The following is a 26389-nucleotide window of genomic DNA, read 5'->3' as shown; positions in this document are numbered from 1 at the left end:
GGGGTTCGAATCGGTGAAATCAGGAAACGGCAGGCACGATCACCTTCAGTCCCTTGAAGTAATCGCGGAAAAAGCCGGAGTCGCGGGTGATCAGGGCGCTGCATTGGAGCATCGCGTGCGCGCCGACGATGAAGTCAGGCACCGTGCGCGGCGACGCGACCGCCAGGCCGCGCTTGCGACGACGCTCGTTGTAGCGCCGCTGCATCTCGCCGGCACGGATCGCGGAACGACGCTCCACCGGCAGAAAACTCATGCCCATTTCCTCGACCACGTCCATGATGTCGGCACCGTGGCCCAGGCCGGCGGTGATCTCGCTGACGACCACGTCGCAGAGCACCACGGGACCGCGGGCCAGAGCCTCGCGCACGCAGCCCTCGGCGGCGTCGGCCATGGCCTCGTCGTCGCCCAGCAGGTCGATGAGCACCGAAGTGTCGATGGCGATCATGGGCGGCGGATCCGCATCAGGCATCCGTCGGATCGCCGGGGGCTCGCCCGCGCAGCTCGCGCATCACATCATCGGTACTGACGCCGGCGGGCAGCTTGAAGCGCCCGCGGGCACGCGAGATCGCGTCATCGACATTCTTGCGCAGGATGATGCGGCTGCCATCGAGCTCGACCTTCAGCGTGGTGCCCTTGGTCAGCCCCAGGGCGTCGCGCACGGCCTTGGGCAGGGTGATCTGCCCGCGTTCGGCAACAGTGGCTTCCATCTTTTTCGCTCTCGGTCGGTAGGCATGAATAATACATACTTTTCCATGCATACTCAATCCGTCATACTGGTCCCGTTGCACGCGCTTCCCTGCAGGAATCCCGCCGGGCGCGCGATCTTAACGGGCAGCCCGGATAATTGCCCGGACTGATGTACGAAGTCCGCCAGCCACACGCCAACGGAGTCCCCCATGTCCGCAGACACCTTCTCGACCCGCCGCACCCTGTCCGTCAACGGCCGCGAGCTGGGCTATTTCAGCCTGCCGGCTCTGGGTGAACACTTCGACATCGGGCACCTGCCCTACTCGATGAAAATCCTGCTGGAGAACCTGCTCCGCCACGAAGACGGGGGCCTGACCGTCGGTCCGGAGCACATCGAGGCGGTGGCGAAGTGGGACGCGGGCAAGGAGCCGGACACCGAGATCGCCTTCATGCCCGCCCGCGTGGTGCTGCAGGACTTTACCGGCGTGCCCTGCGTGGTCGACTTCGCCGCCATGCGCGACGCGGTCTACAAGCTCGGCGGCAAGGCCAGCCAGATCAATCCGCAGATCCCGTCCGAGCTGGTCATCGACCACTCCATCCAGGTCGACGTGTTCGGCCGTGCCGACGCGCTGGACCTCAACGGCAAGATCGAGTTCGAGCGCAACAAGGAGCGCTACAGCTTCCTGCGCTGGGGCCAGAAGGCGTTCGAGAACTTCAAGGTGGTGCCGCCGAACACCGGCATCGTCCACCAGGTAAACCTGGAGAATCTGGCCCGGGTGGTGATGGAGCGCGTCGTGCCTGACGAAAGCGGCGACGGTGAGCTGCTCGCCTTCCCCGACACCGTGTTCGGCACCGACAGCCATACCACCATGATCAACGGCATCGGCGTGCTGGGCTGGGGCGTCGGCGGCATCGAAGCCGAAGCAGCGATGCTCGGCCAGCCATCGTCGATGCTGATTCCGCAGGTCGTGGGCTTCAAGCTCACCGGCCGACTGCCGGAAGGCGCCACCGCCACCGACCTGGTGCTTACGGTCACCCAGATGCTGCGGTCGCTGGGCGTGGTCGGCAAGTTCGTCGAATTCTTCGGCGACGGCCTGCAGTACCTGCCGCTGGCCGACCGTGCCACCATCGCCAACATGGCGCCCGAGTACGGCGCGACCTGTGGCATTTTCCCGATCGACACCGAGGCGCTGACCTACCTGCGCCTGTCCGGCCGCAGCGAGGAGCAGATAGCGCTGGTGGAGGCCTATGCACGAGCCCAGGGGTTGTGGCATGAGCCGGGCGTACCGGAGGCGACCTACTCGGCCACGCTGGAGCTGGATCTGGGCGAGGTGAAGCCGTCGCTGGCCGGGCCGAAACGCCCCCAGGACCGAGTCCTGCTCAGCGACATGCAGACCAATTTCCGCGAAAACCTGACCGGACTGATCGCCAACCGCTCGCCTCACAATGGCGAGAACCGGATGGACGCCGAGGGCGGCCACCAGCACCAGGCCGACCACCTCGCCGCTCCGCCAGTCTCGCGCATCACCATCCGCGACGAAGAGGCCGAGCTGCGCGACGGTTCGGTGGTGATCGCCGCGATCACCTCCTGCACCAACACCTCCAACCCGGCGGTGATGCTCGGCTCCGGTCTGCTCGCACGCAACGCAGTCAAGCTCGGACTCAAGGCCAAGCCCTGGGTCAAGACCTCGCTCGGGCCGGGTTCGCTGGTGGTGACCGACTACCTGAAGAAGGCCGGCGTGCTCGACGACCTGGAGAAGCTCGGCTTCTACCTGGTCGGCTACGGCTGCACGACCTGCATCGGCAACTCCGGCCCGTTGCCGGACGAAGTATCCAAGGGCATTGCCGAGAACGACCTGGCCGTCGCCTCGGTACTCTCTGGCAACCGCAACTTCGAAGGCCGCGTGCACCCCGAGGTGAAGATGAACTATCTCGCCTCGCCGCCGCTGGTGGTCGCCTACGCGATCGCAGGCACCGTCAACATCGACCTGATCAACGACCCGATCGGCCATGACAGCGATGGCAACGACGTCTACCTGCGCGACATCTGGCCGACCAACAAGGAGATCGGCGACATGATCGCGGCCACCGTCGGCCCCGAGCTGTTCGCTCAGAACTACGCCGACGTGTTCAAGGGCGGCGATCGCTGGAATGCCATTGCTTCGCCCGACGGCGAGTCGTTCGAATGGGACACAGCCTCGACTTACATCAAGAACCCGCCCTACTTCGACGGCATGACCATGGACGTCGGCACGATCGACGACATCACCGGCGCCCGGGTGCTTGGCCTGTTCGGGGACTCGATCACCACCGACCACATCTCCCCGGCCGGCAACATCAAGAAGGATTCACCCGCAGGCCGGTTCCTGATTTCCCGCGGAGTGCAACCGGCCGACTTCAACAGCTATGGCAGCCGCCGCGGCAACGACGACGTGATGGTGCGCGGCACCTTCGCCAACATCCGGATCAAGAACCTGATGCTCGGCGGCGAGGAAGGCGGCAACACGTTGTATTTCTCCGACGGCGCCGAGCCGCAGAAGATGGCCATCTACGACGCGGCGATGAAGTACAAGACCGACGGCGTGCCGCTGGTGGTGCTGGCCGGCAGGGAATACGGCACCGGCTCCTCGCGCGACTGGGCGGCCAAGGGCACCAACCTGCTGGGTGTGAAAGCGGTGATCGCCGAGAGTTTCGAGCGCATCCACCGCTCCAACCTGGTCGGCATGGGCGTGCTGCCGCTGCAATTCCGGAATGGCGACAGTATCCGGTCGCTCGGCCTGGAGGGCAGCGAGACGATCAGCGTCAGCGGCCTCGATAACGGCGCCTCGAAGACCGTCACCGTCACCGCCCGCAAGGCCGATGGCAGCGAGAAGACCTTCAAGGTCGACGTACTGCTGCTGACGCCGAAGGAAGTCGAGTACTTCCTGCACGGCGGCATTCTGCACTACGTGTTGCGGCAACTCGCTTCGAAAGGAAAAGCCTGAGCGCGCCCCGCTTCCTGTGAGCCCTTTCCCGAGGGGAAGGGCCGGCGATGGACAAGCCAGCACCTTCATCGGTCCATTTCAGCAGGGTGGCTACCGCCCGTCTTCCCAGCGAATGCTGGTCAGCACCCACTTGTCGCCATCCAGCCGCCAGCCACTTTCGACCTCGTAGACCCGCACCGCATCCGGCAGCACGCGCCCTTGCCCGCCGGTCAGCATCGCTTCCACGCGGACGGTCGCGTGCCGGTCGTTGATCGACACATCGGCAGGACCGAGGGTGACTCCGACATTCCTGTAGCGCAGGAACATCAGCCGGGCCGTCCGCGCGGCGCCCTCGCCGTCCATGCCATCCGGACCGATGAAATCATCGGCAAGCCGGTTGTCGAGACTCCTCGCGTCGCGCGACTCGATCGCCTGCCGAAGCTCGTCGATGGCGGCACGCAGTGCCTGTTCGGGAGGCTGCCGCGAGCAGCCCGGCAGTGCCAGGGTGAGACATAGCAGACCGCCTGCGAACCAGAACCACAGTCGATTTCCGATCATTCCAGGAGCTCCCGGCGGCGGCTCAGGCTATTCGATCCGGACGCGAATACGCAGCAAGCACGCCATGCTCTGCGACAGCGATCAAATGCTGCACTCAACCTTGCCACCCCTTTGGGCCTATGCTCCAATCCTGACACCGTACGCCTACGCACGCACGCCAAGCCGCCTGCGACGCAAGGCTCCATGACCAAGAACCCGGGGGGTTGTATGACTGCAGAGCGTCCGTGGCTGAAACAGTATCCAGAAGGCGTCCCGGCGACGATCGACGTCGACGAGTTTCCCTCCGTCGTTTCCGTCCTCGAGAACGCGATCAGTCATTTCAGCCAGCGCCCGGCGTTTTCCAATCTCGGCAAGAGCATGACCTATGCCGAGATCGACGAGGCCAGCCGCCATTTTGCCGCCTACCTGCTGGGCGAGCTCAAGCTCAAGAAGGGCGACCGGGTGGCGATCATGCTGCCCAACTGCCTGCAGTATCCGATCGCGACCTTCGGCGTGCTGCGCGCCGGCCTGACCGTGGTCAACACCAACCCGATGTACACCGCCCGCGAGCTGCGGCACCAACTGACGGACTCGGGCGCGAAAGCGATCCTGGTGCTCGACAACTTCGCCCATACCGTGCAGGAAGTGCTCCCCGACACCCAGGTCCAGCAGGTCGTCACCACCGGTCTGGGCGACATGCTCGGCTTCCCGAAGGGGGCGATCGTCAACTTCGTGCTCAAGTACATCAAGAAGATGGTGCCCGACTACAACATCCCGGGCGCGATCCGCTTCAAGGCTACTTTGTCGCTGGGCGCGAAACACGCCTTGCCCGAGAGCAGCATTACCCCCGACGACATCGCCTTTCTGCAGTACACCGGCGGCACCACCGGCGTGGCCAAGGGTGCGATGCTGACCCACCGCAACATGGTCGCCAACATGCAGCAGGCGGCGACCTGGGTCGGTACCGGGGTCAAGCCCGGCGAGGAAGTCATCATCACCGCGCTGCCGCTGTACCACATCTTCGCATTGACGGCGAACGGTCTGGTATTCATGAAGTTCGGCGGTCTCAACCATCTGATCACCAATCCGCGCGACATGCCCGGCTTCGTCAAGGAGCTGAAGAGCGTGCGCTTCACCGCGATCACCGGCGTCAACACCCTGTTCAACGGCCTGCTCAACACACCCGGCTTCGATGAGATCGACTTCTCGGCCCTGCACCTGACCCTGGGTGGCGGCATGGCCGTGCAGCGCTCCGTTGCCGACCGCTGGAAGCAGGCCACCGGCTGCACCCTGGTCGAGGCCTATGGCCTGACCGAGACCTCGCCTGCGGCCTGCATCAATCCAATGGACCTGAAGGATTACAACGGCGCGATCGGCCTGCCGATCCCGTCCACCGATGCCTGCATCAAGGACGAGGACGGCCGGATCCTCCCGGTCGGCGAGGTCGGCGAACTGTGCATCAAGGGTCCGCAGGTGATGAAGGGCTACTGGCAGCGCCCGGAAGAAACCGCCGCGGCCATCGATGCCGACGGCTGGCTGCACACTGGCGACATGGCGCGGATGGACGAGCAGGGCTATTTCTATATCGTCGACCGCAAGAAGGACATGATCCTGGTGTCCGGCTTCAACGTATACCCGAACGAGGTCGAGGACGTGATCGCGATGATGCCGGGCGTACTGGAAGTCGCCGCGGTCGGCGTGCCGGACGAGAAGTCCGGTGAGATCGTCAAGGTCGTGATCGTGAAGAAGGACCCCGATCTCACCGAGGACCAGGTCAAGGCCCACGCCCGCGAGCATCTGACCGGCTACAAGCACCCGCGCATCGTCGAGTTCCGGACCGAACTTCCCAAGACCAACGTGGGCAAGATCCTGCGCCGGGAGCTGCGCGACGAGGTTCCTCGCGCCTGATCCGGCCAAAGCCCATCCTGTCCCTTCATCTGCGCCCGCATGGCTTCTCATGCGGGCTTTTTTCATTTCCCTGCCCGGCAGGCCATCTGCCGTCCGGGTGCCTATTCAGCAGAACCGGTGCCCCACTGGCACGCGCGCCCGATTACAGGCATAGAATCGACCCGTCGGACGCATTTCTCCATCACCTTCTGCCGTCCTGTTCAACGCGACCGGCCGGGACGGCTCCTGCACGGAGGTTCCGCCATGTCTGCTGTCCACCCCTTCTCCCGGCCCAATGCCGGTCCGACCCTGCGTGTAATCGAGGAACCCCAGCGCGATGTGCACTGGTGCTTCATGCACGCCGATACCCTGCCGGGCCATCGCGCCTGCTTCACGCCTGCACTGGTGGACGACATCCTCGACTATCAGCGCAGCCTCGGGCTGAAACTGCAAGCGGCCCGTACCCACGGCAACACGAGCCTGCCGCATGTCGTTCTGGCGTCCGACAGCCATGCCTTCAACCTCGGTGGCGACCTGGAGCTGTTCTGTCGGTTGATCCGCGCACGTGACCGCCAGGGGCTGTTGAATTACGCCAGCCAGTGCGTGCGCGGCGTATATGCCTTCCATGTCGGCCTGAACGCCGGCGCGCACAGCATTGCCCTGGTCCAGGGCGACGCACTGGGCGGTGGATTCGAGGCGGCGCTGAGCTGCCACACCATCGTCGCCGAGGAAGATGCGCTGATGGGGCTGCCGGAAGTGCTCTTCGACCTGTTCCCGGGCATGGGAGCCTATTCGTTCCTGTGCAAGCGGATCCCGCCGCATCAGGCCGAGAAGCTCATGCTTGAAGGCAATGTGTACACCAGCCAGCAGATGCACCAGATGGGGCTGGTCGACGTGCTGGTACCTCGTGGCGAAGGCGTGGCGGCGGTAGAGGACGTGATCCGCGCCAATCGTCGCATCTCGCACGCCCGCGCGGCGATGCATCGGGTCCGACAACTTGCCCAGCCGGTAACGCTGGACGAGCTGATGCGCATCACCGAAACCTGGGTGGATACCGCGCTTCAACTTGGCGACAAGTCGTTGCGGACCATGGACCGGCTGGTCCGGGCACAAGTCCGGCGGGGCAAGGCGGCGGCCTGATCGGCGCCGCTGGCGTCGGCAGGGGATCAGGCCCGGTACTGTTACCGGGCCGTTCGCCCTGCCCGGCTTTGCCATGGCGCCGACGACAGGATTTCAGGACTTGTCAGGGTGCGCGCCATCACGCCTATCCGCTTTCCGCTTGCGCGCTTCGAGCAGTTCGCGCCCCTGCCCCAATTGCTGGCCCATTTCCTCGTAGCGCCTCCGCCACTCACGCCCAAGCTGCCAGTCCGGCAGGCGCATCACCTCGCCGCTTAGGGCGGACAGCTTGATCAATCCCAGGTTGCTGGCCACACCCTTCAGCGCATGCGCGTGGTCGCGTACTGCCTCCCAGCGCTCGCCTTCACCCGCTGCCTCGATGCCTCGCAGGCAGCCGTCCGCGTCACGAAGGCACTGGGTGATGAACTCGCGTTCGAACCCTTCGCCCATCCCCAGCGCACCGAGCTCATCGAGTACCGAGGCGTCGAACACGCTGTCCGACGGCGGCAAAGTATCGCGCAGAGCCAGCATCGGCGACGCCTGATCGTCATCGCCACCGGCGATGCCGGCCAGCGTATCCAGAAGTCGCGACGTCACTGCCGGCTTGGACAGGAAGGCCCGCGCGCCGGCCTCCTCGCAGGCACGGATCGACTCGGGGGTGACATCGGCGCTGAGAATCAGCACCGGCGTTTGCGACCCGCCACCGGCCGCCATCACCCGCATCTGGCGCAGAAGGTCCAAGCCGCTGAGCCCCGGCATGTGCAGGTCGGTAATGATCGCATCGAAATCAGTCTCGGCGATTGCATCGAGCACCTCCTCACCGCCGCCAACGGTAAAGACTTTGTGCCCGGCCTTCTCCAGCAGCCGCTGCAGCACGTTGCGATTGGCCGCATGGTCGTCGGCGACCAGGATGGAGAGGCTGCGGACCCGGGCCCGATGACGCAGGAAGGGATCGCTGAAGGCAATGACGTTGCCGGCATGGCCATGCGCGTCAGGGTCCGTATCGACCGACGGCACGTGCTGGACCAGCGTCCTCGGCAAGACAAACGGCAACTCGACCCAGAACCGGCTTCCCTGCCGCTCGGTGCTCTCGAAGCCGATGCTGCCCCCCATCGCTTCGGTGAGGCCTTTGGCGATGGTGGTGCCCAGGCCGGTTCCCCCGTATCGCCGCGCCAGCCCGACGTCAGCCTGCTCGAAGGCTTCGAACAGACGCTGCCGGGTCGCTTCCGGGATGCCGATTCCGGTATCGCTGATGTTGAAACGCAGCCGCGCCCAGTCCCGGTCGCTGTGCACACGTAGGATTTCCAGCCGAACATGGCCCTGGTCGGTGAACTTGACCGCGTTGCCGACCAGGTTGAGCAGAACCTGGCGCAAGTGCCCGGCATCGCCGCACAGCCGGGTCGGCACCTCGGGGGCGACCGAGACTTCGTAGCGCAACTTCTTGGCCTTCGCCTGGGGTTGCAGGATCAGCCCGACGTTGTCGACCACTTCCTGGAGCAGGAACTCACTCTGATCCAGCTTGATCTTCCCGGCCTCGATAGCGGAGATGTCCAGGACGTCCTCGACCAGTGCCAACAGGCTGCGGGTAGAGGCCTGGATGGTATCCACGCATTCGCGCTGCTCGGCGTCCAGACGCGTGGTCGCGAGCAGTTCCGACATGCCAGCCAGGCCGTTGAGCGGGGTGCGGAATTCATGGCTCATGTTGGCCAGGAAGCGGCTTTTGGCTTCATTTGCCCGACGCGCCTCGTCGACAGCGCGGGTCAACGCCTGCAGCAACGAATCGAAGTACAGCGGCACCGCACAAAGGCCCAGCAACAATCCCCAGGACAGATAAGGGTTGGCGCGCCAATAGGGCGAGATCAGGATCACCGCCAGGAATGAAGTGCAGGCCAGCGCGGTGGCGATACGCAGATAGTGATGGCCATAGCGCATGCCGTTGCCGATCGTGACCCACAACAAGACGGCATACAGCGGCGCGGTCGGCTCCCCTTCGGCACACATTATCGTGCCCATCGCCGCATAGTCGGCCAGCATGCCGATCCAGCGGCGCGCATGCGAAACGCCGGGGCGCCACAAGATCGCCGCCAGCAATCCCAGCGCCACCGCAAGTTCGCCGACCAGGATCAGCCAGGTCAGCGGCAGTGTGTCGCCAGTGCCGAGATGGATGTGACGCCAGCCGAGGTAAGTGATGAACAGCGCGGTGATGGCGATGCGCACCAGATTCTGCGCGTGCTCGCTGTCCGGCCGGTTGGCCAGGCGGTCCTTGAAGGCGGCGAGCAGTCCGGTCATGGCTGTCGGAACGGGTATCAGGGCAGCCCGGGGCGCACCGAGCCAGCGGCATAGCGCTTGCAGATGTCGTCAAGACGGGACCTGCTGCGCATCAGCGCATCGACGCAGGTCGGGTCGAACAGGCGGCCACGCTCGGCGACGAGGTATTCCAGAGCGATGTCGATCCCCCACGGCTCCTTGTAGGGTCGCGGCGAGATCAACGCATCGAACACGTCGGCCACCGCCACGATCCGGGCCTCGATCGGAATCTCGTCGCCGACCTGGCCGTCGGGGTAGCCGCTGCCGTCGTAGCGCTCGTGGTGACGCAGGGCGATCGTGGCGGCGGTCTGGATGAAGCGGTTGTGGCTGCCGCTGAGCAGCTCATGGCCGATCACCGGGTGCCGGCGCATGATCTGGACCTCGTCCTGGGTCAATGGACCGGGCTTGAGCAGCACTGCGTCGGGGATCGCGATCTTGCCGATGTCGTGCAGAGGCGCCGCCATCTCGATCATCCGCACCTCGTCCTCGAACATCCCGAGCTGCTCGGCGATCAGGCCGGCCACGTGCGACATGCGCTCCAGATAGACGCTGGTGCCGCGGTCTCGGTACTCGATCGCACGGGCGAGCCGTTGCAAGGTTTCGCGTTCGCGCTCCTCGACTTCGTGCATGCTCGAGAGCAGACGCTGTTCCAGCGAGAGGGCGCGTTGCTTCACGCTCTCGGACTGTTGGCGCAGTTGCAGCAGGTTGCGGCAGCGGGCCCGGAGCTCGCGCGGGCGAACCGGCTTGACCAGGAAGTCGATCACCCCGGCATCGAGCGCGGCCTGCCGGACCGGCTCATCGCCAACCACGGTGACCAGGATGATCGGGATGTCGCGGTGCAGCGGGCGGCGACGGAAGCGACGGGCAAACTCCAGTCCGTCGATTCCGGGCATGCGGTAGTCGAGCAGCAGCAGGTCCGGGTGATTGCTCTCACACCAGGCCAGTCCGCTCTCGGCCTCACCGAAGTCATGCACGCTCAGTTCTGGCGCGATGTCCTCGATGATATGGCGCAGCATTGTGCGCGCCGAAGTCTGGTCGTCCACGATGACTACATTCACACTCGCACCTGTATGCAAGCTCACCTTTCGGCGGGTCCTGACGGGAGCATACCCCGGGTTCACCCGATCTGGCAGCCCGGACTGAACCGGACCCTTCCGCGGATCGGGCCGCATACATGCAAACGGGCCGGACGGCCCGTTCAGGACGCCCGATCAGCCGGCCTGATCGGAGCGGGAATGCTCGGGCCGCATGTACGGGAACAGCAGCACGTCGCGGATAGATGAAGCGCCCGTCATCAACATGACCAGGCGATCGATGCCCACCCCAAGACCTCCGGTTGGCGGCAGGCCCACCTCGAGCGCACGGATGTAGTCTGCATCGAAGTGCATGGCCTCGTCGTCGCCGCCCTCCTTGGCCTGGACCTGGGCACGGAAACGCTCGACCTGATCCTCCGGATCGTTCAGCTCGGAGAAGCCATTGGCCAATTCCTTGCCGTGGACGAACAGCTCGAAGCGGTCGGTGATGCCCGGCTCGCTGTCGCTCTCGCGGGCCAATGGCGAGACCTCGACCGGGTAATGGGTGATGAAGGTCGGCTGTTCCAGCTGGCCCTCGACCGTCTTCTCGAAGATCTCCAGCAGCAGTTTGCCCCAGCCATAGGCCGGCTTGACCGGGATCTTCAGCCGCTCGCAATGACGGGCCAGTGCCTCGCGGTCACGGCAGTCGGCTTCGCTGATATCCGGATTCTTCTCGCGCACGGCCTCGTCCAGGCGCCAGCGGCGGAAGGCCGGCCCGACGTCGATGCGGGCTCCGTCCCACTCCATCACGGTGGTGTCGAGCACCTCGACGGCGACGTCGCGGATCATGTTTTCGGTCAGGTCCATGACCTCGTTGTAGGTGGCGTAGGCCTCGTACAGTTCGAGCATGGTGAACTCGGGGTTGTGCCGGGTCGACACGCCCTCGTTGCGGAAATTGCGGTTGATCTCGTAGACCCGCTCCAGTCCACCCACGACCAGGCGCTTGAGGTACAACTCCGGCGCCACGCGCAGGAACAGTTCCAGATCCAGCGCGTTGTGGTGGGTGACGAACGGGCGCGCGGTCGCGCCGCCGGGGATGTAATGCATCATCGGCGTCTCGACCTCGAGGAAGCGACGCTCGTCCAGCCACGCGCGAATCGCGCGGATGATGCGCGAACGCTTGACGAACACCTCGCGCGCCTCGGGCGAGACGATCAGGTCGACGTAGCGCTGGCGATAACGCTGTTCGACATCGGCCAGGCCGTGGAACTTGTCCGGCAACGGGCGCAACGACTTGGTCAGCAGGCGCAGTTCGGTGGCCTTGACCGACAGCTCACCGGTGCGGGTACGGGTCAGCCTGCCACCCGCAGCGACGATGTCGCCCACGTCCCAGCCCTTGAACGCGTTATAGGTGTCGCCGAGCGCGTTGGCCTGCAGGAACAACTGGATCCGGCCCGATTCGTCCTGGATCTGCACGAAACTGGCCTTGCCCATCACCCGCTTGAGCAGGATGCGGCCGGCGATCGCGACCTGCCTGCCCTCGCCTTCCAGCGTCTCGGCGGTCCACTTCTCCGTATCGGCGTAGGCAGCCTGCAGGTCGCCTGCGTAGTCGGCACGACGGAAGTCGTTCGGGAACGCCACGCCTTGCCCGCGCAGCGCGGCCAGTTTGGCCCGGCGCTCGGCGATCAGGAAATTCTCGTCGGCGTGCGGCTGGGTGTCGGGCGTCTTGTCGGTCATGTAGCGAGTCGAGAGTGAAGAGGAGTGAGGAACGAGTAAAAGCGGTCAGGGGATGGCGAGGAGAACGGAGTTTCTACACATTTCTCACGCCTTCCCACTGGCCTAAACAGCGTCGGAACGTTTCGAGCCGGCATCCAGGCCGGCCTTGAGCGCGGCCTCGACGAACTCGCCGATGTCGCCGTCGAGCACCTTCTGGGTATCGCTGCGCTCGACGCCGGTGCGCAGGTCCTTGATCCGGCTCTGGTCGAGCACGTAGTTGCGGATCTGGCTGCCCCAGCCGATGTCGGACTTGGTCGCCTCGACCGCGTCGCGCTCGGCGTTGCGTTTCTGTATCTCGAGTTCGTACAGCTTGGCTGCCAGCATCTTCATCGCGGTATCGCGGTTCTGGTGCTGGCTGCGGCCGTTCTGGCAGGCCACCACGATCCCGGTGGGCACGTGAGTGATACGCACCGCCGATTCGGTCTTGTTGACGTGCTGGCCACCGGCTCCGGAGGAGCGGTAGACATCGGTCTTGAGGTCGGCCGGATTGATCTCGATGTCGATGTTGTCGTCGACCTCTGGAGACACGAATACCGAGGTAAAGCTGGTGTGGCGGCGATTGTCGGAGTCGAACGGCGACTTGCGCACCAGCCGGTGCACGCCGGTCTCGGTCTTCAGCCAGCCGTAGGCGAAGTCGCCCTCGACGCGGAACGTCGCCGACTTGATGCCGGCCACTTCGCCGCCGGACACCTCCATCAGCTCGGCCTTCCAGCCGCGCGATTCGGCCCAGCGCAGGTACATGCGCAACAGCATCTCGGCCCAGTCCTGCGCCTCGGTGCCGCCGGCCCCGGCCTGGATGTCGACGAAGGCCGCGGCGCTGTCCATCTTGCCGCTGAACATGCGCTGGAACTCGAGCTGCTCGACGTCCCGCTCGAAACCGTCGACGTCGGCGACCACCGCCTGCGCGGTGTCCTCGTCGTCCTCCATCTCGGCCAACTCCAGCAACTCGAGCGCGCCGGCCAGGCCTTCGGTCAGGCGGCGGCTGCCGAGCACGATCTTCTCCAGCGACGCCCGTTCGCGGCCCAGAGCCTGGGCACGTTCGGCATCGTTCCAGATATCGGGATTTTCCAGCTCCCGGTTTACTTCCTCGAGACGTTCGACCTTGCTGTCGTAGTCAAAGATACCCCCGTAGCGAGACCAGCCGTTCCTGCAGGTCGGCGATGCGCTGGCGGATGGGGTTCAGTTCGATCATGGCTGTGGGAGTTGGTGCGAAACGGCCGCAAATTCTAGCAGCAAGGCGCACTCAGGCGCCCGCCGTCGCGTTTTCGCCCCCTACCCGCTCCCGCAGGTCGGTCCGGTAACGGCGGCTGCAGGGCAAGGCGGTGGCGTCCTTCAGGTGGATGCGGGCATCGCCGGTGTCCAGCGGTTCGATGGAGGCCACCTGGTCCAGGTTGACGATGTAGCTGCGGTGGATACGGGCAAAGCGGCTGGGATCCAGCTTGCCCTCGATGCCGGCGATGGTGCTGCGCAGCGGGTAGTCGTGTCCGCGCACGCGCAGGTTGACGTAGTTGCCGGCGGCCTGCATCCACTCGATGTCGTTGGCGGCCACCAGGAACTCGCGGCCCAGCTTGCGCACCAGGAAGCGCTCCGGCCGCTCCAGTGGCTCCACCGGCGGCCCCTCGTCCGGTGCGTCCAGCAGGCTGGCCTCGCCCTGCCAGCGGCGCAGCAGCATCCGGTAGCCCTCCATGGTCACGACGATATAGACAAAGCTGCGGATGTCCTTCAGGTACTCGTAGAACAGCTCGCGTGGCCATGGGCCGAAGTCATAAACCATGCCTTGGGTCCGGTAGGCGACGATGCGCAACGCCACCATGCCCAGCACGTGCACCAGACAGACCGCCACGCTGGCCCCGACATAACCGGCCAGTTGCCGCCGCCAGTTCCCCCATTGGAATGGGAACCTGCGCGTGTACCAGGCGATGACCGGTAGCAGTACCAGCAACCACATCAGGCCACTGCTGGCCTCCCAGACCACCGGCTCCCACGCCGGGATGGATGAACCACCACGACGGAAATCCATCACCGTGGTGATGCTGTTGCCGACGCAGTTGGCACCGATCATCGCCACCCAGAAGCCGATCTCGACCCAGCGCTTCCATGGCAGGTAGCGTTCGTAGCTCATCGAATCGGGGCGGGTCATGCGCGCATTCTAAGCCTTGAGCCTTCTCCGCCCATCCCGATTCGTCCCCAGCTTCCGCGATTCGTCCCCATCCCACGGCGCACCGTCCCTTCGCAATGGGCGTTTGGGAGTCGCTGCGCCAGCCTGTGCGGACACACTGTCGAGGGAGACGATTCGATGCAACGCCGCCATGATCTGGACTGGGTCCGCGTCTGCGCCTTCGGGCTGCTGGTGCTGTACCACGTGGGCATGTACTACGTCAGTTGGGACTGGCACGTGAAAAGCCCCGACGCCGGGACGGCACTGGAGCCGTTCATGATGCTCAGCTCGCCATGGCGACTGTCGCTGCTGTTCCTGATCTCCGGGGTGGCCACCGCCTTCCTGCTGGGCAAGGCGCAGCGGGCGGCGACCGCGACGGGCAGCAAGCTGCGCTTCCTCGGCGGGCGCTCGTGGCGGCTGCTGCCGCCGTTGATCTTCGGAATGCTGGTGATCGTGCCGCCGCAGTCCTACTACCAGTTGGTGGAACAGCTGCCGGGCGGCTATCACGAAGGCTACCTGGCCTTCTACGGGCGCTACCTGAGCGCCTACCAGGGCTTCTGCGGGGCCGACGGCGGCTGCCTGATCCTGCCGACCTGGAACCACCTGTGGTTCGTCGCCTACCTGTGGGTCTACACGGTCGCGCTGTGGCTGCTCTGGAAAGCGGCGCCGCGTCTGCTGGAGGCGGCCACCGGGCCGTTGAGCCGGGCGCTGACGGGCGCCGGCATCCTGCTGTGGCCAGTCCTGTTCTTCGCTGCGGCACGGGTGGCATTGATCGGGATTTTCGATGTCACCCACGCCCTGGTCGACGACTGGTACAACCATGTCCAGTACTTCGGCATCTTCCTGCTCGGCTTCCTGATCGCACGCGGTGACGGCGTCTGGGTCGCGATGCAGCGATTCCGCTGGATCGCCCTCGTGCTCTGGCTGTGCAGCTGGTGGGCGATCACGGCCTACTTCGGTCATTTCGTCGACGTTGCGCCTCCACACGGGTTGCGCCTGCTGATGCGGGCCGCATGGGGTCTCAACCAATGGTGCGCCATCGTCGCGATCCTGGGGTTTGCCGGCCGCCTGGCGCCCGGAGACAGCCCGGCACTGCGCTACCTGGCACAGGCGGTGTTTCCGGTCTACATCCTCCACCAGACGGTCATCGTGGTGCTGGCCCATCACTTCAAGGCGTTCGCCCTGCCCCCGCTGGCCGAGGGTCCGTTGCTGGTCGTGCTGACGCTGGGCCTGTGCTTCGCCGGGTACGAACTTGTCCGCCGCGTCGGTTGGCTGCGGCCGCTGTTCGGGCTGAAGCCACGGCCAAGCGGAGCGACCGTCGGGACATCGAATGGCATGGCCACGGAAGAACGCTGAGGGCTGAGGGCAGTCTAGGCCGCCTGCCAGTGCCGCAGTACCAATTGGATGCCGCGTCGATCCTGCCAGTCGTCGGTGTCCAGCTGGTAGGCCGCATGGATGCGGGCCGGTGGCGGCTGCTCGTTCCAGCCATTGAAATGGATCGCGCCGATCGGCTGCGCGCGCCCGGTTGCTCTCAGTGAGAACTTCAGGTGACGCTCCCCACCACACGCCAGTCGAGCACGTCGAACTCCCCGTCGAACAGCGGTTCCGGAAAGCCCTGCCCCCATGGACCGCCGTCGCGCAGGGCCTCGGCATTGGAGCGGGTGAACTCGTCGGCGGCGAGGGCGCCGTCGCTGAGCACTTCGGCCTGCAGCAGTTCCGGCCCGAGCGTGACTCCGGCCACTGACTCGAAGGCGTCGCGGAATGCCTCGAAACGCGCCAAAGGCAACGACAGCCCGGCTGCCATCGCATGGCCGCCAAAACGCTCGATCAGACCGGGGTGGCGCGCGGCGACATCGGCCAGTGCGTCGCGGATGTGGAAGCCGGGGATCGAACGCGCCGAGCCTCGCAGTGAATCGCTGCCAGGCTCGGACGGCGCGAACGCAATCGCCGGGCGATGCAGACGCTCCTTGAGCTTCGAGGCAACCAGGCCGACCACCCCGGGATGCCACTCCGGATCGTGCAGGCACACCGTGAGTGGCATCTTGCCGTCGAGCGATACCCGAGCCAGCGCCGCCTCGGCCTCGTCGGTCATCTGCTGCTGGACCGCGCGGCGCTCGCCATTGATCTCGTTGAGCGTTTCGGCGATGTCGCGAGCCTGGCCCGGGTCGTCGGTCAGCAGGCATTCGATGCCCAGCGCCATGTCCTCCAACCGCCCGGCAGCATTGAGTCGCGGGGCGACCGCGTAACCGATATCGGCAGCACTGAGACGCTGCGCGCAGCGCCCGGAAACCTCGATCAACGCCTGCAACCCGGCACAACCTTGCCCTGCACGCAGGCGGCGCAGGCCGGCCGCGACCAGGGCACGGTTGTTGGCGTCCAAGGGCACCAGGTCGGCTACGGTGCCGACCGCGACCAGATCCAGCAAGGTCGTCAGATCCGGTCCGTTGCCTCCAGATGCATCGTCAAAAGCGCCCTGTGCGCGCAGCCGGCTGCGCAACGCGATCAGGACGTAGAACATCACCCCGACTCCAGCCAGGACCTTGCTTGGAAATGCATCGCCCGGCTGGTTCGGATCGACGACCACATCGGCTGGCGGCAGGCGATCGCCCGGCAGGTGATGGTCGGTGACCAGCACCTGCCAGCCTCGGGCCTTGGCCGCCTCGATGCCGGCATGGCAGGCGATGCCGTGGTCGACGGTGACCAGCAGATCGGGTTGCAGGTCGGCAAGCTCCTCCACCAGTGCCGGTGACAGCCCGTAGCCGTGCACCATGCGGTTCGGCACCGCGTGCGAGACCCGGCAGGCGCCGAGCATGCGCAATCCGCGCACGCCGACCGCGCAGGCGGTGGCGCCGTCGCAGTCGAAGTCGCCGACCACGACGACATGACGGTCGCTGGCGATCGCGTCGGCCAGCAATGCAGCGGCGGCGTCCAGTCCGAGCAGGCCGTCCGGCGGCAGCAGGCTGGCCAGTCGCGGCCGTGCCTGCGCATCGGTCAGCGCACCGCGGGCTGCGTATACCCGTCGCAGCAACGCGGGTACGGTATCGGACCAGTCACCGGGTTGTCCGATCGCCCGGCGGCGCAGAGTGATCCCGGACTTCATTCGGCCAACCGCGGTCGTGGACGGCGCCAGAACCGCAAGCGCTGGCGACGACGAAACACGAACCCGCGGCCATCCACGGCATCAAGGACGAGCTCGTCCAAGCCGCCGGCCGCCAGCTGTTCGAGCAACGGTTCGAGCCAGTCGCGCTGCAGCACGGCCAAGTCGCGACTGTCACGCAGGTCGATGACGATGTCGCGATCGGCCAGGCCGTCCGGGCAGCGTGCCGGCAACGGTTGCGCCTCGGCTCCGGCCAGTCGCGCGAATGCGGCCAGACTGTCGTCGTCACTGCAGACGATGCCGGCGATGCAGTGGACGTGATCGGGCAACACTCCACCACCCCAGAACCACAGGCTGTTGACCGTCGCCAGGCCGGCGGCGGCGCGTTCGCCGTTGCGGGGATGATTGTGCAGTACGACCTGGGCCTCGCTGAGCAGGGCCCGCCAACGACGGGCTCCGCGGTCGTCGCCACCCGATTCAGACAGGTGTGACCCGGGCAGGTGATCGAACAGTTCGTCGCCGAGAGCCTCCTCGGGTGAGCTGAATGCAGGCAGCCGGGCCTGCATTGGCAGGCGCAAGTACCAACGCGACGGTGTCGGCGCATCGATCGGACAGCCGAAGTCACCGAACAGGGGGCGCAACGCGGGCATGAAGGCAGCCACGTCCTGCGCGGTCAGGTGCAGGCCGGAGCCATGCGCAAGCAGTCGCGCCCCATTGATGTCGGGTTGGACGTGGGCCGGGTCGGCGCGCAGCCACGTTGCACCGGCGCCATCGCCAGCATCCATCTGGCGGGTCGCGGCAGCAGCGGGCCAGCCTCGTGGCAGCACATCGAAAATCCGTGTGTGCTGGGAGCCGTCGAACTGGATCAGGTCGGCGCGGCCAAAGGCGCGCGCAACCGCCTCGCCCAAGCGCTGGCCGCCGAAGCGTCCGGGATCAGGCAGCAGCAGCCTGGCTCGGGCCAAGATCCCGGCCATGACTCAGGCGGCGTAGCTGACCGAAACGATCTCGTACTCGCTGGTCCCGCCGGGGGCTTCGATGGTGACGCTGTCGCCCTCGTGCTTGCCGATCAGGGCTCGCGCGACCGGTGAGGAAATCGCGATCATGCCGTGCTTGATGTCGGCCTCCAGATCACCCACGATCTGGTAGCGGCGCTGCTCATCGGTCTCGACGTCGGCCAGTTCGACGGTGGCGCCGAACACGATTCGCGTACCGGCATTGAGCGAAGCCACGTCGATGACCTGGGCATGCGACAGCTCAGACTCGAGCTGCTGGATGCGGCCCTCGATGAAGCCCTGCTGCTCGCGGGCCGCGTGGTACTCCGCGTTCTCCTTGAGGTCGCCATGGGCGCGTGCTTCGGCGATCGCGTTGATCACCGCCGGCCGCTTGACCGACTTGAGTTCTTCCAGCTCGGCGCGCAGACGCTGCGCGCCTTTCACCGTGATCGGTGCTCTCATGGGTACATCCTTTGGTTCGTTCGGGGCAACAAAAAAACAAGGCGGTGGAAACGGGTCCCACCACCTCGCGGCCGTGTGCTGAAAGGCTAGCAGGATGGGACGCGGGCTGGAACCCGGCCCCCCGCCCGGGCTACAACGGAAGGGGCGTCAGGCCCCGTTCACTTCGGCGTGCAGTTCCTGCAGCGACCAGACCGGGCCGGTCTCACGGAACTCCAGCGAGTTCACCAGCGCCCGCGCGCCCGACACCGTGGTCGAGTAGGTCACCCGCTGCTGCAGCGCCTCGCGGCGGATCGAGAACGAGTCGTTGATCGCCTGCCGCCCCTCGGTGGTGTTGACGATGTAGACGATCTCGCCGTTCTTGATCAGATCGACGATATGCGGGCGGCCCTCGATGACCTTGTTGATCGCCTCGCATTCCAGCCCGTTCGCGGTCAGGAAGGCATGGGTGCCCGAGGTCGCGACCAGCGCATAACCGCGCTTGACGAGGTCCTGCGCCACCGGCAGCACGCGCTGCTTGTCCGGATCGCGGACCGAGATGAACACCTTGCCCTCCGTCGGCAGCGCGCGGATGCCGCCGGCTTCCTGGGCACGCGCCATCGCCGCGCCGAAGCTGCGACCGACACCCATGACCTCGCCGGTGGAACGCATTTCCGGGCCGAGGATCGGATCGACGCCCTGGAACTTGGCGAACGGGAAGATCGCCTCCTTGACCGAGAAGTACTCCGGCACGACTTCCACGGTCGCGTCCTGCTCCGCCAGGGATTTGCCGACCATGCAGCGGGCGGCGATCTTGGCCAGCGGCAGGCCGGTCGCCTTGGACACGAACGGCACGGTGCGCGAGGCGCGCGGGTTGACCTCGATCAGGTAGATCGTCTCCTCGCCCTGCCCGTCGAAGGTGATCGCGAACTGGGTGTTCATCAGGCCGACGACCTTGAGCGCCTTGGCCAGAGCGACCACCTGTTCGCGCAGCTTGTCCTGCACGGCCTTCAACAGCGAGTACGGCGGCAGCGAGCAGGACGAATCGCCCGAATGCACGCCGGCTTCCTCGATGTGCTCCATCACGCCGCCGATCAGCACGTTGCCCTGGCTGTCGGCGATCACGTCGACGTCGACCTCGACCGCGTTGTCGAGGAAGCGGTCGAGCAGCACCGGCGAATCGTTCGACACCTTGACCGCGTCGCGGATGTAGCGGGTCAGGTCGGCATCGGAGTACACGATTTCCATCGCGCGGCCGCCGAGCACGTAGCTCGGGCGCACCACCAGCGGGTACCCGATCTGCGAGGCCAGCAGCAGTGCCTCCTCCGGGTTGCGCGCGGTGCGGTTGATCGGTTGCGCCAGCTTCAGTTCCTCGACCAGCTTCTGGAAACGCTCGCGATCCTCGGCCAGGTCGATGCTGTCGGGGCTGGTGCCGATGATCGGCACACCGGCGGCTTCCAGTGCACGCGCCAGCTTCAGCGGGGTCTGGCCGCCGTACTGCACGATCACGCCCTTGGGTTTCTCCAGGTCGGCGATCTCGAGCACGTCCTCGAGCGTCAGCGGCTCGAAGTACAGCCGGTCGGAGGTGTCGTAGTCGGTCGACACGGTCTCCGGGTTGCAGTTGACCATGATGGTCTCGTAGCCGTCCTCACGCAGGGCCAGTGCGGCGTGCACGCAGCAGTAGTCGAACTCGATGCCCTGCCCGATCCGGTTCGGGCCGCCGCCCAGGACGATGATCTTGTCACGGTCGGTCGGCGCGGCCTCGCACTCGTCCTCGTAGGTCGAATACATGTAGGCGGTGGTGGTCGCGAACTCGGCCGCGCAGGAATCCACGCGCTTGTAGACCGGACGCACACCGAAGGCATGGCGCAGCGTCCGCACCGCGGCCTCGTCGGTGCCGGTCAGCTCGGCAAGGCGCGCGTCGGAGAAGCCCATGCGCTTGAGCGCGCGCATGCGCTTGACGTCGAGCGCGGACAGCCCCGCTTCTGCGACCTCGGCTTCGGTCGCGATGATCTCCTCGATCTGGTCGAGGAACCACGGATCGACGAAGGACAGCGCATGCACGTCCTCCACGCTCATGCCGGCGCGGAAGGCGTCGCCGATGTAGAACATGCGCTCCGGACCCGGCTCCTTGACCTCGCGGCGCAGGGTCGCCAGGTCGGACTCGCTGGACAGGTCCAGGCCGGTCGGGTCGAGGCCGACCTTGCCGGTCTCCAGCCCGCGCAACGCCTTCTGCAGCGATTCCTGGAAGGTGCGGCCCATCGCCATCACCTCGCCCACCGATTTCATCTGGGTGGTCAGCCGCGCATCGGCCTGCGGGAACTTCTCGAAGGCGAAGCGCGGGATCTTGGTGACGACGTAATCGATGGTCGGCTCGAACGAGGCCGGGGTCGCGCCGCCGGTGATCTCGTTGCGCAGCTCGTCGAGGGTGTAGCCAACCGCGAGCTTGGCCGCGACCTTGGCGATCGGGAAGCCGGTGGCCTTCGACGCCAGCGCCGAGGAGCGCGACACACGCGGGTTCATCTCGATCACCACGACGCGGCCGTTCTTCGCGTTGATGCCGAACTGCACGTTCGAACCGCCGGTATCGACGCCGATCTTGCGCAGCACCGCGATCGAGGCATCGCGCAGACGCTGGTACTCCTTGTCGGTCAGGGTCTGCGCCGGGGCGACGGTGATCGAGTCGCCGGTATGCACGCCCATCGCGTCGAAGTTCTCGATCGAACACACGATGATGCAGTTGTCCGCCCTGTCGCGGACGACCTCCATCTCGAATTCCTTCCAGCCCAGTACCGACTCCTCGATCAGCACCTCGGTGGTCGGCGACAATTCGAGGCCGCGCTTGACGATCTCCTCGAACTCCTCCTTGTTGTAGGCGATGCCGCCGCCGCTGCCGCCGAGGGTGAAGCTCGGGCGGATGATGGTCGGGTAGCCGACGGTGGTCTGGATCTCGACCGCCTGCTCGAAGGTCTTGGCGACCGCGGCACGCGGGCACTCCAGCCCGATCTCGTCCATCGCCACGCGGAACAGCTCGCGGTCCTCGGCCATGCGGATCGCATCGCGCGAGGCACCGATCAGCTCGACGCCGTGCTTCTCCAGCACGCCGTTGTCGGCCAGGTCCAGCGCGCAGTTGAGCGCGGTCTGCCCGCCCATGGTCGGCAGCAGCGCATCGGGCTTTTCCTTGGCGATGATCTTCTCGACCGTCTGCCAGTTGATCGGCTCGATGTAGACGGCGTCGGCCATCTCCGGGTCGGTCATGATCGTGGCCGGGTTGCTGTTGACCAGCACCACCCGGTAGCCCTCGTCGCGCAGGGCCTTGCACGCCTGCGCGCCGGAGTAGTCGAACTCGCAGGCCTGGCCGATCACGATCGGACCGGCGCCGATGATCAGGATGGTCTTGATGTCGGTGCGCTTAGGCATGGGTGTTGGCCTCCATGAGCGCAACGAAACGATCGAAAAGGGGGGCCACGTCGTGCGGGCCGGGGCTGGCTTCCGGATGGCCCTGGAAACTGAAGGCAGGCGCGTCGGTCAGCTCGATGCCCTGGTTGGAGCCGTCGAACAGCGAACGGTGGGTCACGCGCACGTTGCCCGGCAGGGTCGACTCGTCGATCGCGAAGCCATGGTTCTGCGAGGTGATCATCACACGCTGGCTGTCGAGGTCCTGCACGGGATGGTTGGCACCGTGATGACCGAACTTCATCTTCATCGTGGCAGCGCCAGCGGCCAGGCCCAGCAGCTGGTGGCCGAGGCAGATGCCGAAGGTGGGGATTCTGGCGGCGACGAACTCGCGAATCGCGGCGATCGCGTAGTCGCAGGGTTCCGGGTCGCCGGGGCCGTTGGACAGGAACACGCCGTCGGGCTTGAGCGCCATGACTTCGGCGGCCGGCGTCTTCGCCGGCACCACGGTCAGTTCACAGCCGCGTTCGGCGAGCATGCGCAGGATGTTGTGCTTCACGCCAAAGTCGTAGGCGACGACCTTGAAGCGCGGCGCGGCGCTCACGAAGAGGTTCTGGTCGAGATCGAGCTGGCCATCGGTCCACGCGTAGCGTTCGGCGGTGGTGACTTCCTTCGCCAGGTCCATGCCCTTGAGGCCCGGGAACTTGCGGGCGGCCTCGATCGCCTTGTCGGCATCGATGCCCTCCCCGGCCATGAGCGCACCGGACTGGGCGCCCGTGTCGCGCAGCAGACGGGTCAGCTTGCGGGTGTCGATGCCGGCGATGCCGACGATGCCGCGCGCCGCCAGCCACTCCGGCAGCGCGACCTGGCTGCGCCAGTTGCTCGGCCTGCGCGGCACGTCACGGACGATCAGGCCGGCGGCCCAGGCCTGGCGGGCCTCGTCGTCCTGTTCGGTGCAACCGGTGTTGCCGATGTGGGGATAGGTCAGGGTCACCAGCTGACGCGCGTAGGACGGGTCGGTCAGGATTTCCTGGTAGCCCGTCATCGCGGTGTTGAACACCACTTCGCCGACCGAAAGGCCGGGCGCGCCTGCGGAAACGCCCTCGAACACGGTGCCGTCTTCGAGAGCGAGGATTGCGGATTGGGTCACGGGGGTCGCCTTGAATGCCTAAGGGTGCTGACCCGGCCCGGGCTCGCGCAACCGTGAAAGCAGGCTGCAGCAAAGCGCGGACGCGGTGCGGGACCGGTCCGGTTCGGGGGTTCAGGCGAGCGAGAATTGTACCGGCCACCATGCCAAAAGGAAACGGTCCGGCATGCTTGCACCTGCCCCGCCGCCCTTCACACCCATGTGGCATTGTTGTGGCGGCGGATTTCTGATATCCCGGAACACGGGGAGGCAAGCGCCCGGTGGCCTTGCTGGAACGGGGGGTGAACGATGAACGCAGACACGGTGTTCAGCAAGACTCGCGCGGGACTGCAGGAAATCGAAAATCGTGCATTGCGGCTCGATATCCGACACCGTTCCTTGCTGATCATGCTCGATGGCAAGCGCAGCGTTGCCGATGTGCAATCGACGATGGGGCTTGGCGAAGCACTGGTCTCCATGCTCGAACACCTGCTCCGGCTCGGCCTGATCGACGGCAGCCAAGGGGCCGGCACCAGCACGCAGGCGACGGCGCCCCCTCCACCTTCCACCGCACCCGGGACTGGCAGGCCCGCCGCCAGGCGGCGGTTCATGCGGTCAACGATTTCCTGGGCCCGATGGGCGATGCCCTGGCCATGAGCCTGGAAGACCTGAACACGCCCGAGGACTTGCCGCAACTGCTCGAACTCGCCTGCAGCACGATCAAGGACGTCCGCGGCAAGCAGACGGCGGAGCGCTTCCGCCAGGTCGTGGGGCTGGCCGGAAGCTGATTCTGCCAAGCCTGGAGGCTATGGCCACTACCGCACGGTCGGGGACAGGCCCCTAGTCGAACAGCAGCCCGCGCATCCCGTAGAGGCCCGGCTCGCGCCCGGCCAGCCGCCACGCCGCCTGCAGGGCCCCTCGCGCGAAGATGTCGCGGCTGGTCGCGCGGTGGACCAGCTCAACCCGCTCGCCCAGGCCGGTGAACTGGACCATGTGCTCGCCGACGATGTCGCCCGCGCGCAGCGCCGCATAGCGCGGCGCGGCTCCCCCGGCCTGTGCGCATTCGCCCAGGGTCAGCGCGGTACCGGACGGCGCATCCTTCTTGTGCACGTGATGGGACTCGACGATGTCGCAATCCCAGCCCGGCAGTGCCGCCGCTGCGCGCTCGACCAGCTCGTTCAACACCGCCACGCCGAGGCTGAAGTTGGATGCCCACAGCACCGGGATGCGCCGGGCGGCTTCGTCCAGCGCCTTGCGCTGGGCCTCGTCGAGGCCGGTGGTGCCGGAAACCAGTGCACGGCCACGCGATACGCACAGAGCCAGGATCACATCGAAGCCCTGCGGCAGGCTGAAATCGATGGCGACATCGAATTCGGGCAGACCACCCAACTCGGACACGGCAAAGTGCGGGACACCATCGATCACACGCTGGGCAGGCTTGGAGCGCGCCACCGCCGCGACCACCGACAGGTCTTCGTGCTCGTCGGCCAGGCGCAGCAGGGCCTGGCCCATGCGACCGGAGGCGCCGTGGACCAGCAGGCGGACTGGATGCTGTGATTCGATCATCTGCGCAGGCTAGCGGCAGCCCCGCGATGCGACAAGCCGGCATGGTGCATGCCGGCATCGATCAGGAGGTCATCCGGTCCCAGAAACCCTTGACGCCGTCGAGGAAGGTCGCCGACCTCGGTGAATGGCGGCGCGCGCTCTCGCCCGAGAAGGTGGCCTCGAATTTTTCCATCAGCTCGCGCTGCTCGGTCGTGAGGTTGACCGGCGTCTCGACCACGACGCGGCAGTACAGGTCGCCTTCGCTGCGGCTGCGCACCGACTTGACGCCCTTGCCACGCAGGCGGAACAGCTTGCCGCTCTGGGTTTCGGCCGGCAGCCGGATCTCGGCGTCGCCGTTGAGCGTCGGTACCCGGACGATATCGCCCAGCGCCGCCTGCGAAATGCGGATCGGCACTTCGCAGTGCAGGTCGTCGCCATCGCGCTGGAAGATCTCGTGCTCCCTGACCCGGACCTCGACATACAGGTCGCCGGGCGGCACGCCGGTCGGACCGGCCTCGCCCTCGCCCGCCAGGCGGATGCGGTCGCCGGTATCGACGCCGGCCGGGATCTTCACCTGCAGGGTCTTGTTGCGCTCCACCCGCCCCTGCCCGTGGCAGTCGCCGCAGGGATTGGCGATGGTCTGGCCACGGCCGCCGCAATGGGGACAAGCCTGCTGCATCGAAAAGATGCCGCGCTGGAAACGGACCTGGCCGCGCCCGCCGCAGGTCGCGCAGGTTTCGATCTTGCCGTCGATCGAACCGCTGCCACTGCAGGTGTCGCAGGCATCCAGGGTGGGGATTTCGATCTGCCGCTCGACGCCACACACCGCTTCTTCCAGCGACAGCTCCATCACGTAGCCGATGTCGGCGCCGCGACGCGGTCCGCGCGGGCCCGCACCACCACCGAAGATGTTGCCGAAAATGTCGCCGAAGATGTCGCCCATGTCGGCGTAGCCGGCCCCGGCACCTCCACCGCCGCCCATGCCGTGCTCGAAGGCCGCGTGGCCGTGCTGGTCGTAGGCGCGGCGCTTGTTGGCGTCGGACAGGACTTCGTAGGCCTCCTTGCACTCCTTGAAGGCGGCCTCGGCCGCGGCATCGCCCGGATTGCGGTCCGGGTGGTGCTTCATCGCACAGCGACGATAGGCCTTCTTCAACTCATCGTCGGAGGCGTTGCGGGCGACGCCCAGGATTTCGTAGTAATCGCGTTTGCTCATGAATCGGCAGGGTCACCCGGAGATGGCGCGGTTTCCTCCCCCCTCTGGGAGAAGGTGCCCGGAGGGCGGATGAGGGTCTGGCGAAGCCGCCGGCGCTTGAATGCCTGCGACTTCGCAGAACCCTCACTCCAACCCCTC

20 protein-coding genes and 1 pseudogene are annotated in these 26389 nt (G+C 66.2%); 5 read left to right on the top strand and 16 right to left on the bottom strand.

Annotated features, from left to right (window positions below):
* Window positions 1-19: 19 nt before the first annotated feature.
* Both FKV23_RS07800 and FKV23_RS07795 read right to left on the bottom strand, forming a co-directional pair.
* Entirely contained in the window at window positions 20-445 is a 426-nt protein-coding gene (locus tag FKV23_RS07800) for a type II toxin-antitoxin system VapC family toxin (protein WP_141623347.1), read from the bottom strand.
* Between the two features lie 16 nt (window positions 446-461).
* Window positions 462-707: an AbrB/MazE/SpoVT family DNA-binding domain-containing protein gene (locus tag FKV23_RS07795; RefSeq protein ID WP_141623346.1), complete on the bottom strand. Its 246-nt coding sequence runs from the start codon at window positions 705-707 to the stop codon at window positions 462-464.
* A gap of 189 nt (window positions 708-896) precedes the next feature.
* Here FKV23_RS07795 and acnA point away from each other — a divergent pair, with 189 nt between their 5' ends.
* On the top strand, window positions 897-3671 hold the full coding sequence (acnA, locus tag FKV23_RS07790; protein WP_141623345.1) for an aconitate hydratase AcnA: 2775 nt from the start codon (window positions 897-899) through the stop codon (window positions 3669-3671).
* A 90-nt stretch (window positions 3672-3761) separates the two neighbouring features.
* Here acnA and FKV23_RS07785 read toward each other — a convergent pair whose 3' ends face one another.
* Entirely contained in the window at window positions 3762-4208 is a 447-nt protein-coding gene (locus tag FKV23_RS07785) for a nuclear transport factor 2 family protein (RefSeq protein ID WP_141623344.1), read from the bottom strand.
* Window positions 4209-4415: 207 nt separating this feature from the next.
* On the opposite strand from FKV23_RS07785, the gene FKV23_RS07780 reads away from it, so the two are divergent.
* Window positions 4416-6095, top strand: coding sequence for a long-chain fatty acid--CoA ligase (locus FKV23_RS07780; RefSeq protein WP_141623343.1), 1680 nt, complete (start codon window positions 4416-4418; stop codon window positions 6093-6095).
* 243 nt (window positions 6096-6338) lie between these two features.
* The gene (locus tag FKV23_RS07775; protein ID WP_141623342.1) at window positions 6339-7214 is read left to right on the top strand and encodes a crotonase/enoyl-CoA hydratase family protein; all 876 of its coding nucleotides are present in this window, start codon (window positions 6339-6341) and stop codon (window positions 7212-7214) included.
* 93 nt (window positions 7215-7307) lie between these two features.
* Here FKV23_RS07775 and FKV23_RS07770 read toward each other — a convergent pair whose 3' ends face one another.
* The 5 genes from FKV23_RS07770 to FKV23_RS07750 all read right to left on the bottom strand — a co-directional run bounded on the left by FKV23_RS07770 (window position 7308) and on the right by FKV23_RS07750 (window position 14426).
* Window positions 7308-9479 carry an ATP-binding protein gene (locus FKV23_RS07770; protein WP_141623341.1) on the bottom strand — a complete coding sequence of 724 codons (2172 nt, stop codon included), beginning with the start codon at window positions 9477-9479 and terminating at the stop codon, window positions 7308-7310.
* A 17-nt stretch (window positions 9480-9496) separates the two neighbouring features.
* Window positions 9497-10555 carry a two-component system response regulator gene (locus FKV23_RS07765; RefSeq protein ID WP_279633045.1) on the bottom strand — a complete coding sequence of 353 codons (1059 nt, stop codon included), beginning with the start codon at window positions 10553-10555 and terminating at the stop codon, window positions 9497-9499.
* A 153-nt stretch (window positions 10556-10708) separates the two neighbouring features.
* Window positions 10709-12247, bottom strand: a complete 1539-nt coding sequence (lysS, locus tag FKV23_RS07760) for a lysine--tRNA ligase (protein WP_141623339.1) — start codon at window positions 12245-12247, stop codon at window positions 10709-10711.
* Window positions 12248-12349: 102 nt separating this feature from the next.
* A protein-coding gene (prfB, locus tag FKV23_RS07755; protein ID WP_141623338.1) for a peptide chain release factor 2 occupies window positions 12350-13478 on the bottom strand; the annotation gives its coding sequence in 2 pieces (ribosomal slippage) (window positions 12350-13402 and window positions 13404-13478; 1128 coding nt in all).
* A 51-nt stretch (window positions 13479-13529) separates the two neighbouring features.
* Complete coding sequence (locus FKV23_RS07750; protein ID WP_141623337.1) at window positions 13530-14426, bottom strand: LytTR family DNA-binding domain-containing protein; 897 nt, start codon at window positions 14424-14426, stop codon at window positions 13530-13532.
* 156 nt (window positions 14427-14582) lie between these two features.
* Here FKV23_RS07750 and FKV23_RS07745 point away from each other — a divergent pair, with 156 nt between their 5' ends.
* Window positions 14583-15800 (top strand): acyltransferase family protein, encoded by a 1218-nt coding sequence (locus FKV23_RS07745; RefSeq protein WP_141623336.1) that lies wholly within the window; start codon window positions 14583-14585, stop codon window positions 15798-15800.
* 14 nt (window positions 15801-15814) lie between these two features.
* Here the strand turns inward: FKV23_RS07745 and recJ are convergent.
* From recJ to FKV23_RS07715, 6 genes and pseudogenes are all read right to left on the bottom strand, one after another.
* Window positions 15815-17544, bottom strand: a pseudogene (gene recJ / locus FKV23_RS07740) (single-stranded-DNA-specific exonuclease RecJ).
* On the bottom strand, window positions 17541-18503 hold the full coding sequence (locus tag FKV23_RS07735; protein ID WP_141625105.1) for a phosphoglycerate mutase: 963 nt from the start codon (window positions 18501-18503) through the stop codon (window positions 17541-17543). The pseudogene recJ and the gene FKV23_RS07735 overlap by 4 nt, the downstream one beginning before the upstream one ends.
* Before the next feature lie 15 nt (window positions 18504-18518).
* Complete coding sequence (greA, locus tag FKV23_RS07730; protein WP_141623335.1) at window positions 18519-18995, bottom strand: transcription elongation factor GreA; 477 nt, start codon at window positions 18993-18995, stop codon at window positions 18519-18521.
* A gap of 147 nt (window positions 18996-19142) precedes the next feature.
* A complete protein-coding gene (gene carB, locus FKV23_RS07725; protein ID WP_141623334.1) occupies window positions 19143-22391 on the bottom strand; it encodes a carbamoyl-phosphate synthase large subunit in 3249 nt (1082 codons plus the stop codon).
* Window positions 22384-23517 carry a glutamine-hydrolyzing carbamoyl-phosphate synthase small subunit gene (gene carA / locus FKV23_RS07720; protein WP_141623333.1) on the bottom strand — a complete coding sequence of 378 codons (1134 nt, stop codon included), beginning with the start codon at window positions 23515-23517 and terminating at the stop codon, window positions 22384-22386. The genes carB and carA overlap by 8 nt, the downstream gene beginning before the upstream one ends.
* A gap of 111 nt (window positions 23518-23628) precedes the next feature.
* Complete coding sequence (locus tag FKV23_RS07715; RefSeq protein ID WP_141623332.1) at window positions 23629-24015, bottom strand: hypothetical protein; 387 nt, start codon at window positions 24013-24015, stop codon at window positions 23629-23631.
* A 113-nt stretch (window positions 24016-24128) separates the two neighbouring features.
* Here FKV23_RS07715 and FKV23_RS17165 point away from each other — a divergent pair, with 113 nt between their 5' ends.
* Window positions 24129-24281: a hypothetical protein gene (locus FKV23_RS17165; protein WP_167285085.1), complete on the top strand. Its 153-nt coding sequence runs from the start codon at window positions 24129-24131 to the stop codon at window positions 24279-24281.
* 52 nt (window positions 24282-24333) lie between these two features.
* On the opposite strand, the gene dapB is transcribed toward FKV23_RS17165, so the two are convergent.
* Both dapB and dnaJ read right to left on the bottom strand, forming a co-directional pair.
* Window positions 24334-25059, bottom strand: a complete 726-nt coding sequence (dapB, locus tag FKV23_RS07710) for a 4-hydroxy-tetrahydrodipicolinate reductase (protein ID WP_141623331.1) — start codon at window positions 25057-25059, stop codon at window positions 24334-24336.
* A gap of 61 nt (window positions 25060-25120) precedes the next feature.
* Window positions 25121-26251: a molecular chaperone DnaJ gene (dnaJ, locus tag FKV23_RS07705; RefSeq protein ID WP_141623330.1), complete on the bottom strand. Its 1131-nt coding sequence runs from the start codon at window positions 26249-26251 to the stop codon at window positions 25121-25123.
* Between the last annotated feature and the right edge of the window lie 138 nt (window positions 26252-26389).

The organism is Lysobacter alkalisoli (assembly GCF_006547045.1).
Lineage (GTDB): Bacteria > Pseudomonadota > Gammaproteobacteria > Xanthomonadales > Xanthomonadaceae > Marilutibacter > Marilutibacter alkalisoli.
Note: the sequence above shows the minus strand (reverse complement) of the source record. Positions and strands in the feature narration are given on the sequence as shown.

Excerpts from the sequence above, each read along its gene's own strand:
- FKV23_RS07800 (WP_141623347.1), bottom strand. The coding sequence starts at position 445 with ATGATCGCCATCGACACTTCGGTGCTCATCGACCTGCTGGGCGACGAC.
- FKV23_RS07795 (WP_141623346.1), bottom strand. The coding sequence starts at position 707 with ATGGAAGCCACTGTTGCCGAACGCGGGCAGATCACCCTGCCCAAGGCC.
- acnA (WP_141623345.1), top strand. The coding sequence starts at position 897 with ATGTCCGCAGACACCTTCTCGACCCGCCGCACCCTGTCCGTCAACGGC.
- FKV23_RS07785 (WP_141623344.1), bottom strand. The coding sequence starts at position 4,208 with ATGATCGGAAATCGACTGTGGTTCTGGTTCGCAGGCGGTCTGCTATGT.
- FKV23_RS07780 (WP_141623343.1), top strand. The coding sequence starts at position 4,416 with ATGACTGCAGAGCGTCCGTGGCTGAAACAGTATCCAGAAGGCGTCCCG.
- FKV23_RS07775 (WP_141623342.1), top strand. The coding sequence starts at position 6,339 with ATGTCTGCTGTCCACCCCTTCTCCCGGCCCAATGCCGGTCCGACCCTG.
- FKV23_RS07770 (WP_141623341.1), bottom strand. The coding sequence starts at position 9,479 with ATGACCGGACTGCTCGCCGCCTTCAAGGACCGCCTGGCCAACCGGCCG.
- lysS (WP_141623339.1), bottom strand. The coding sequence starts at position 12,247 with ATGACCGACAAGACGCCCGACACCCAGCCGCACGCCGACGAGAATTTC.
- FKV23_RS07750 (WP_141623337.1), bottom strand. The coding sequence starts at position 14,426 with ATGACCCGCCCCGATTCGATGAGCTACGAACGCTACCTGCCATGGAAG.
- FKV23_RS07745 (WP_141623336.1), top strand. The coding sequence starts at position 14,583 with ATGCAACGCCGCCATGATCTGGACTGGGTCCGCGTCTGCGCCTTCGGG.
- greA (WP_141623335.1), bottom strand. The coding sequence starts at position 18,995 with ATGAGAGCACCGATCACGGTGAAAGGCGCGCAGCGTCTGCGCGCCGAG.
- carB (WP_141623334.1), bottom strand. The coding sequence starts at position 22,391 with ATGCCTAAGCGCACCGACATCAAGACCATCCTGATCATCGGCGCCGGT.
- FKV23_RS17165 (WP_167285085.1), top strand. The coding sequence starts at position 24,129 with ATGGGCGATGCCCTGGCCATGAGCCTGGAAGACCTGAACACGCCCGAG.
- dapB (WP_141623331.1), bottom strand. The coding sequence starts at position 25,059 with ATGATCGAATCACAGCATCCAGTCCGCCTGCTGGTCCACGGCGCCTCC.
- dnaJ (WP_141623330.1), bottom strand. The coding sequence starts at position 26,251 with ATGAGCAAACGCGATTACTACGAAATCCTGGGCGTCGCCCGCAACGCC.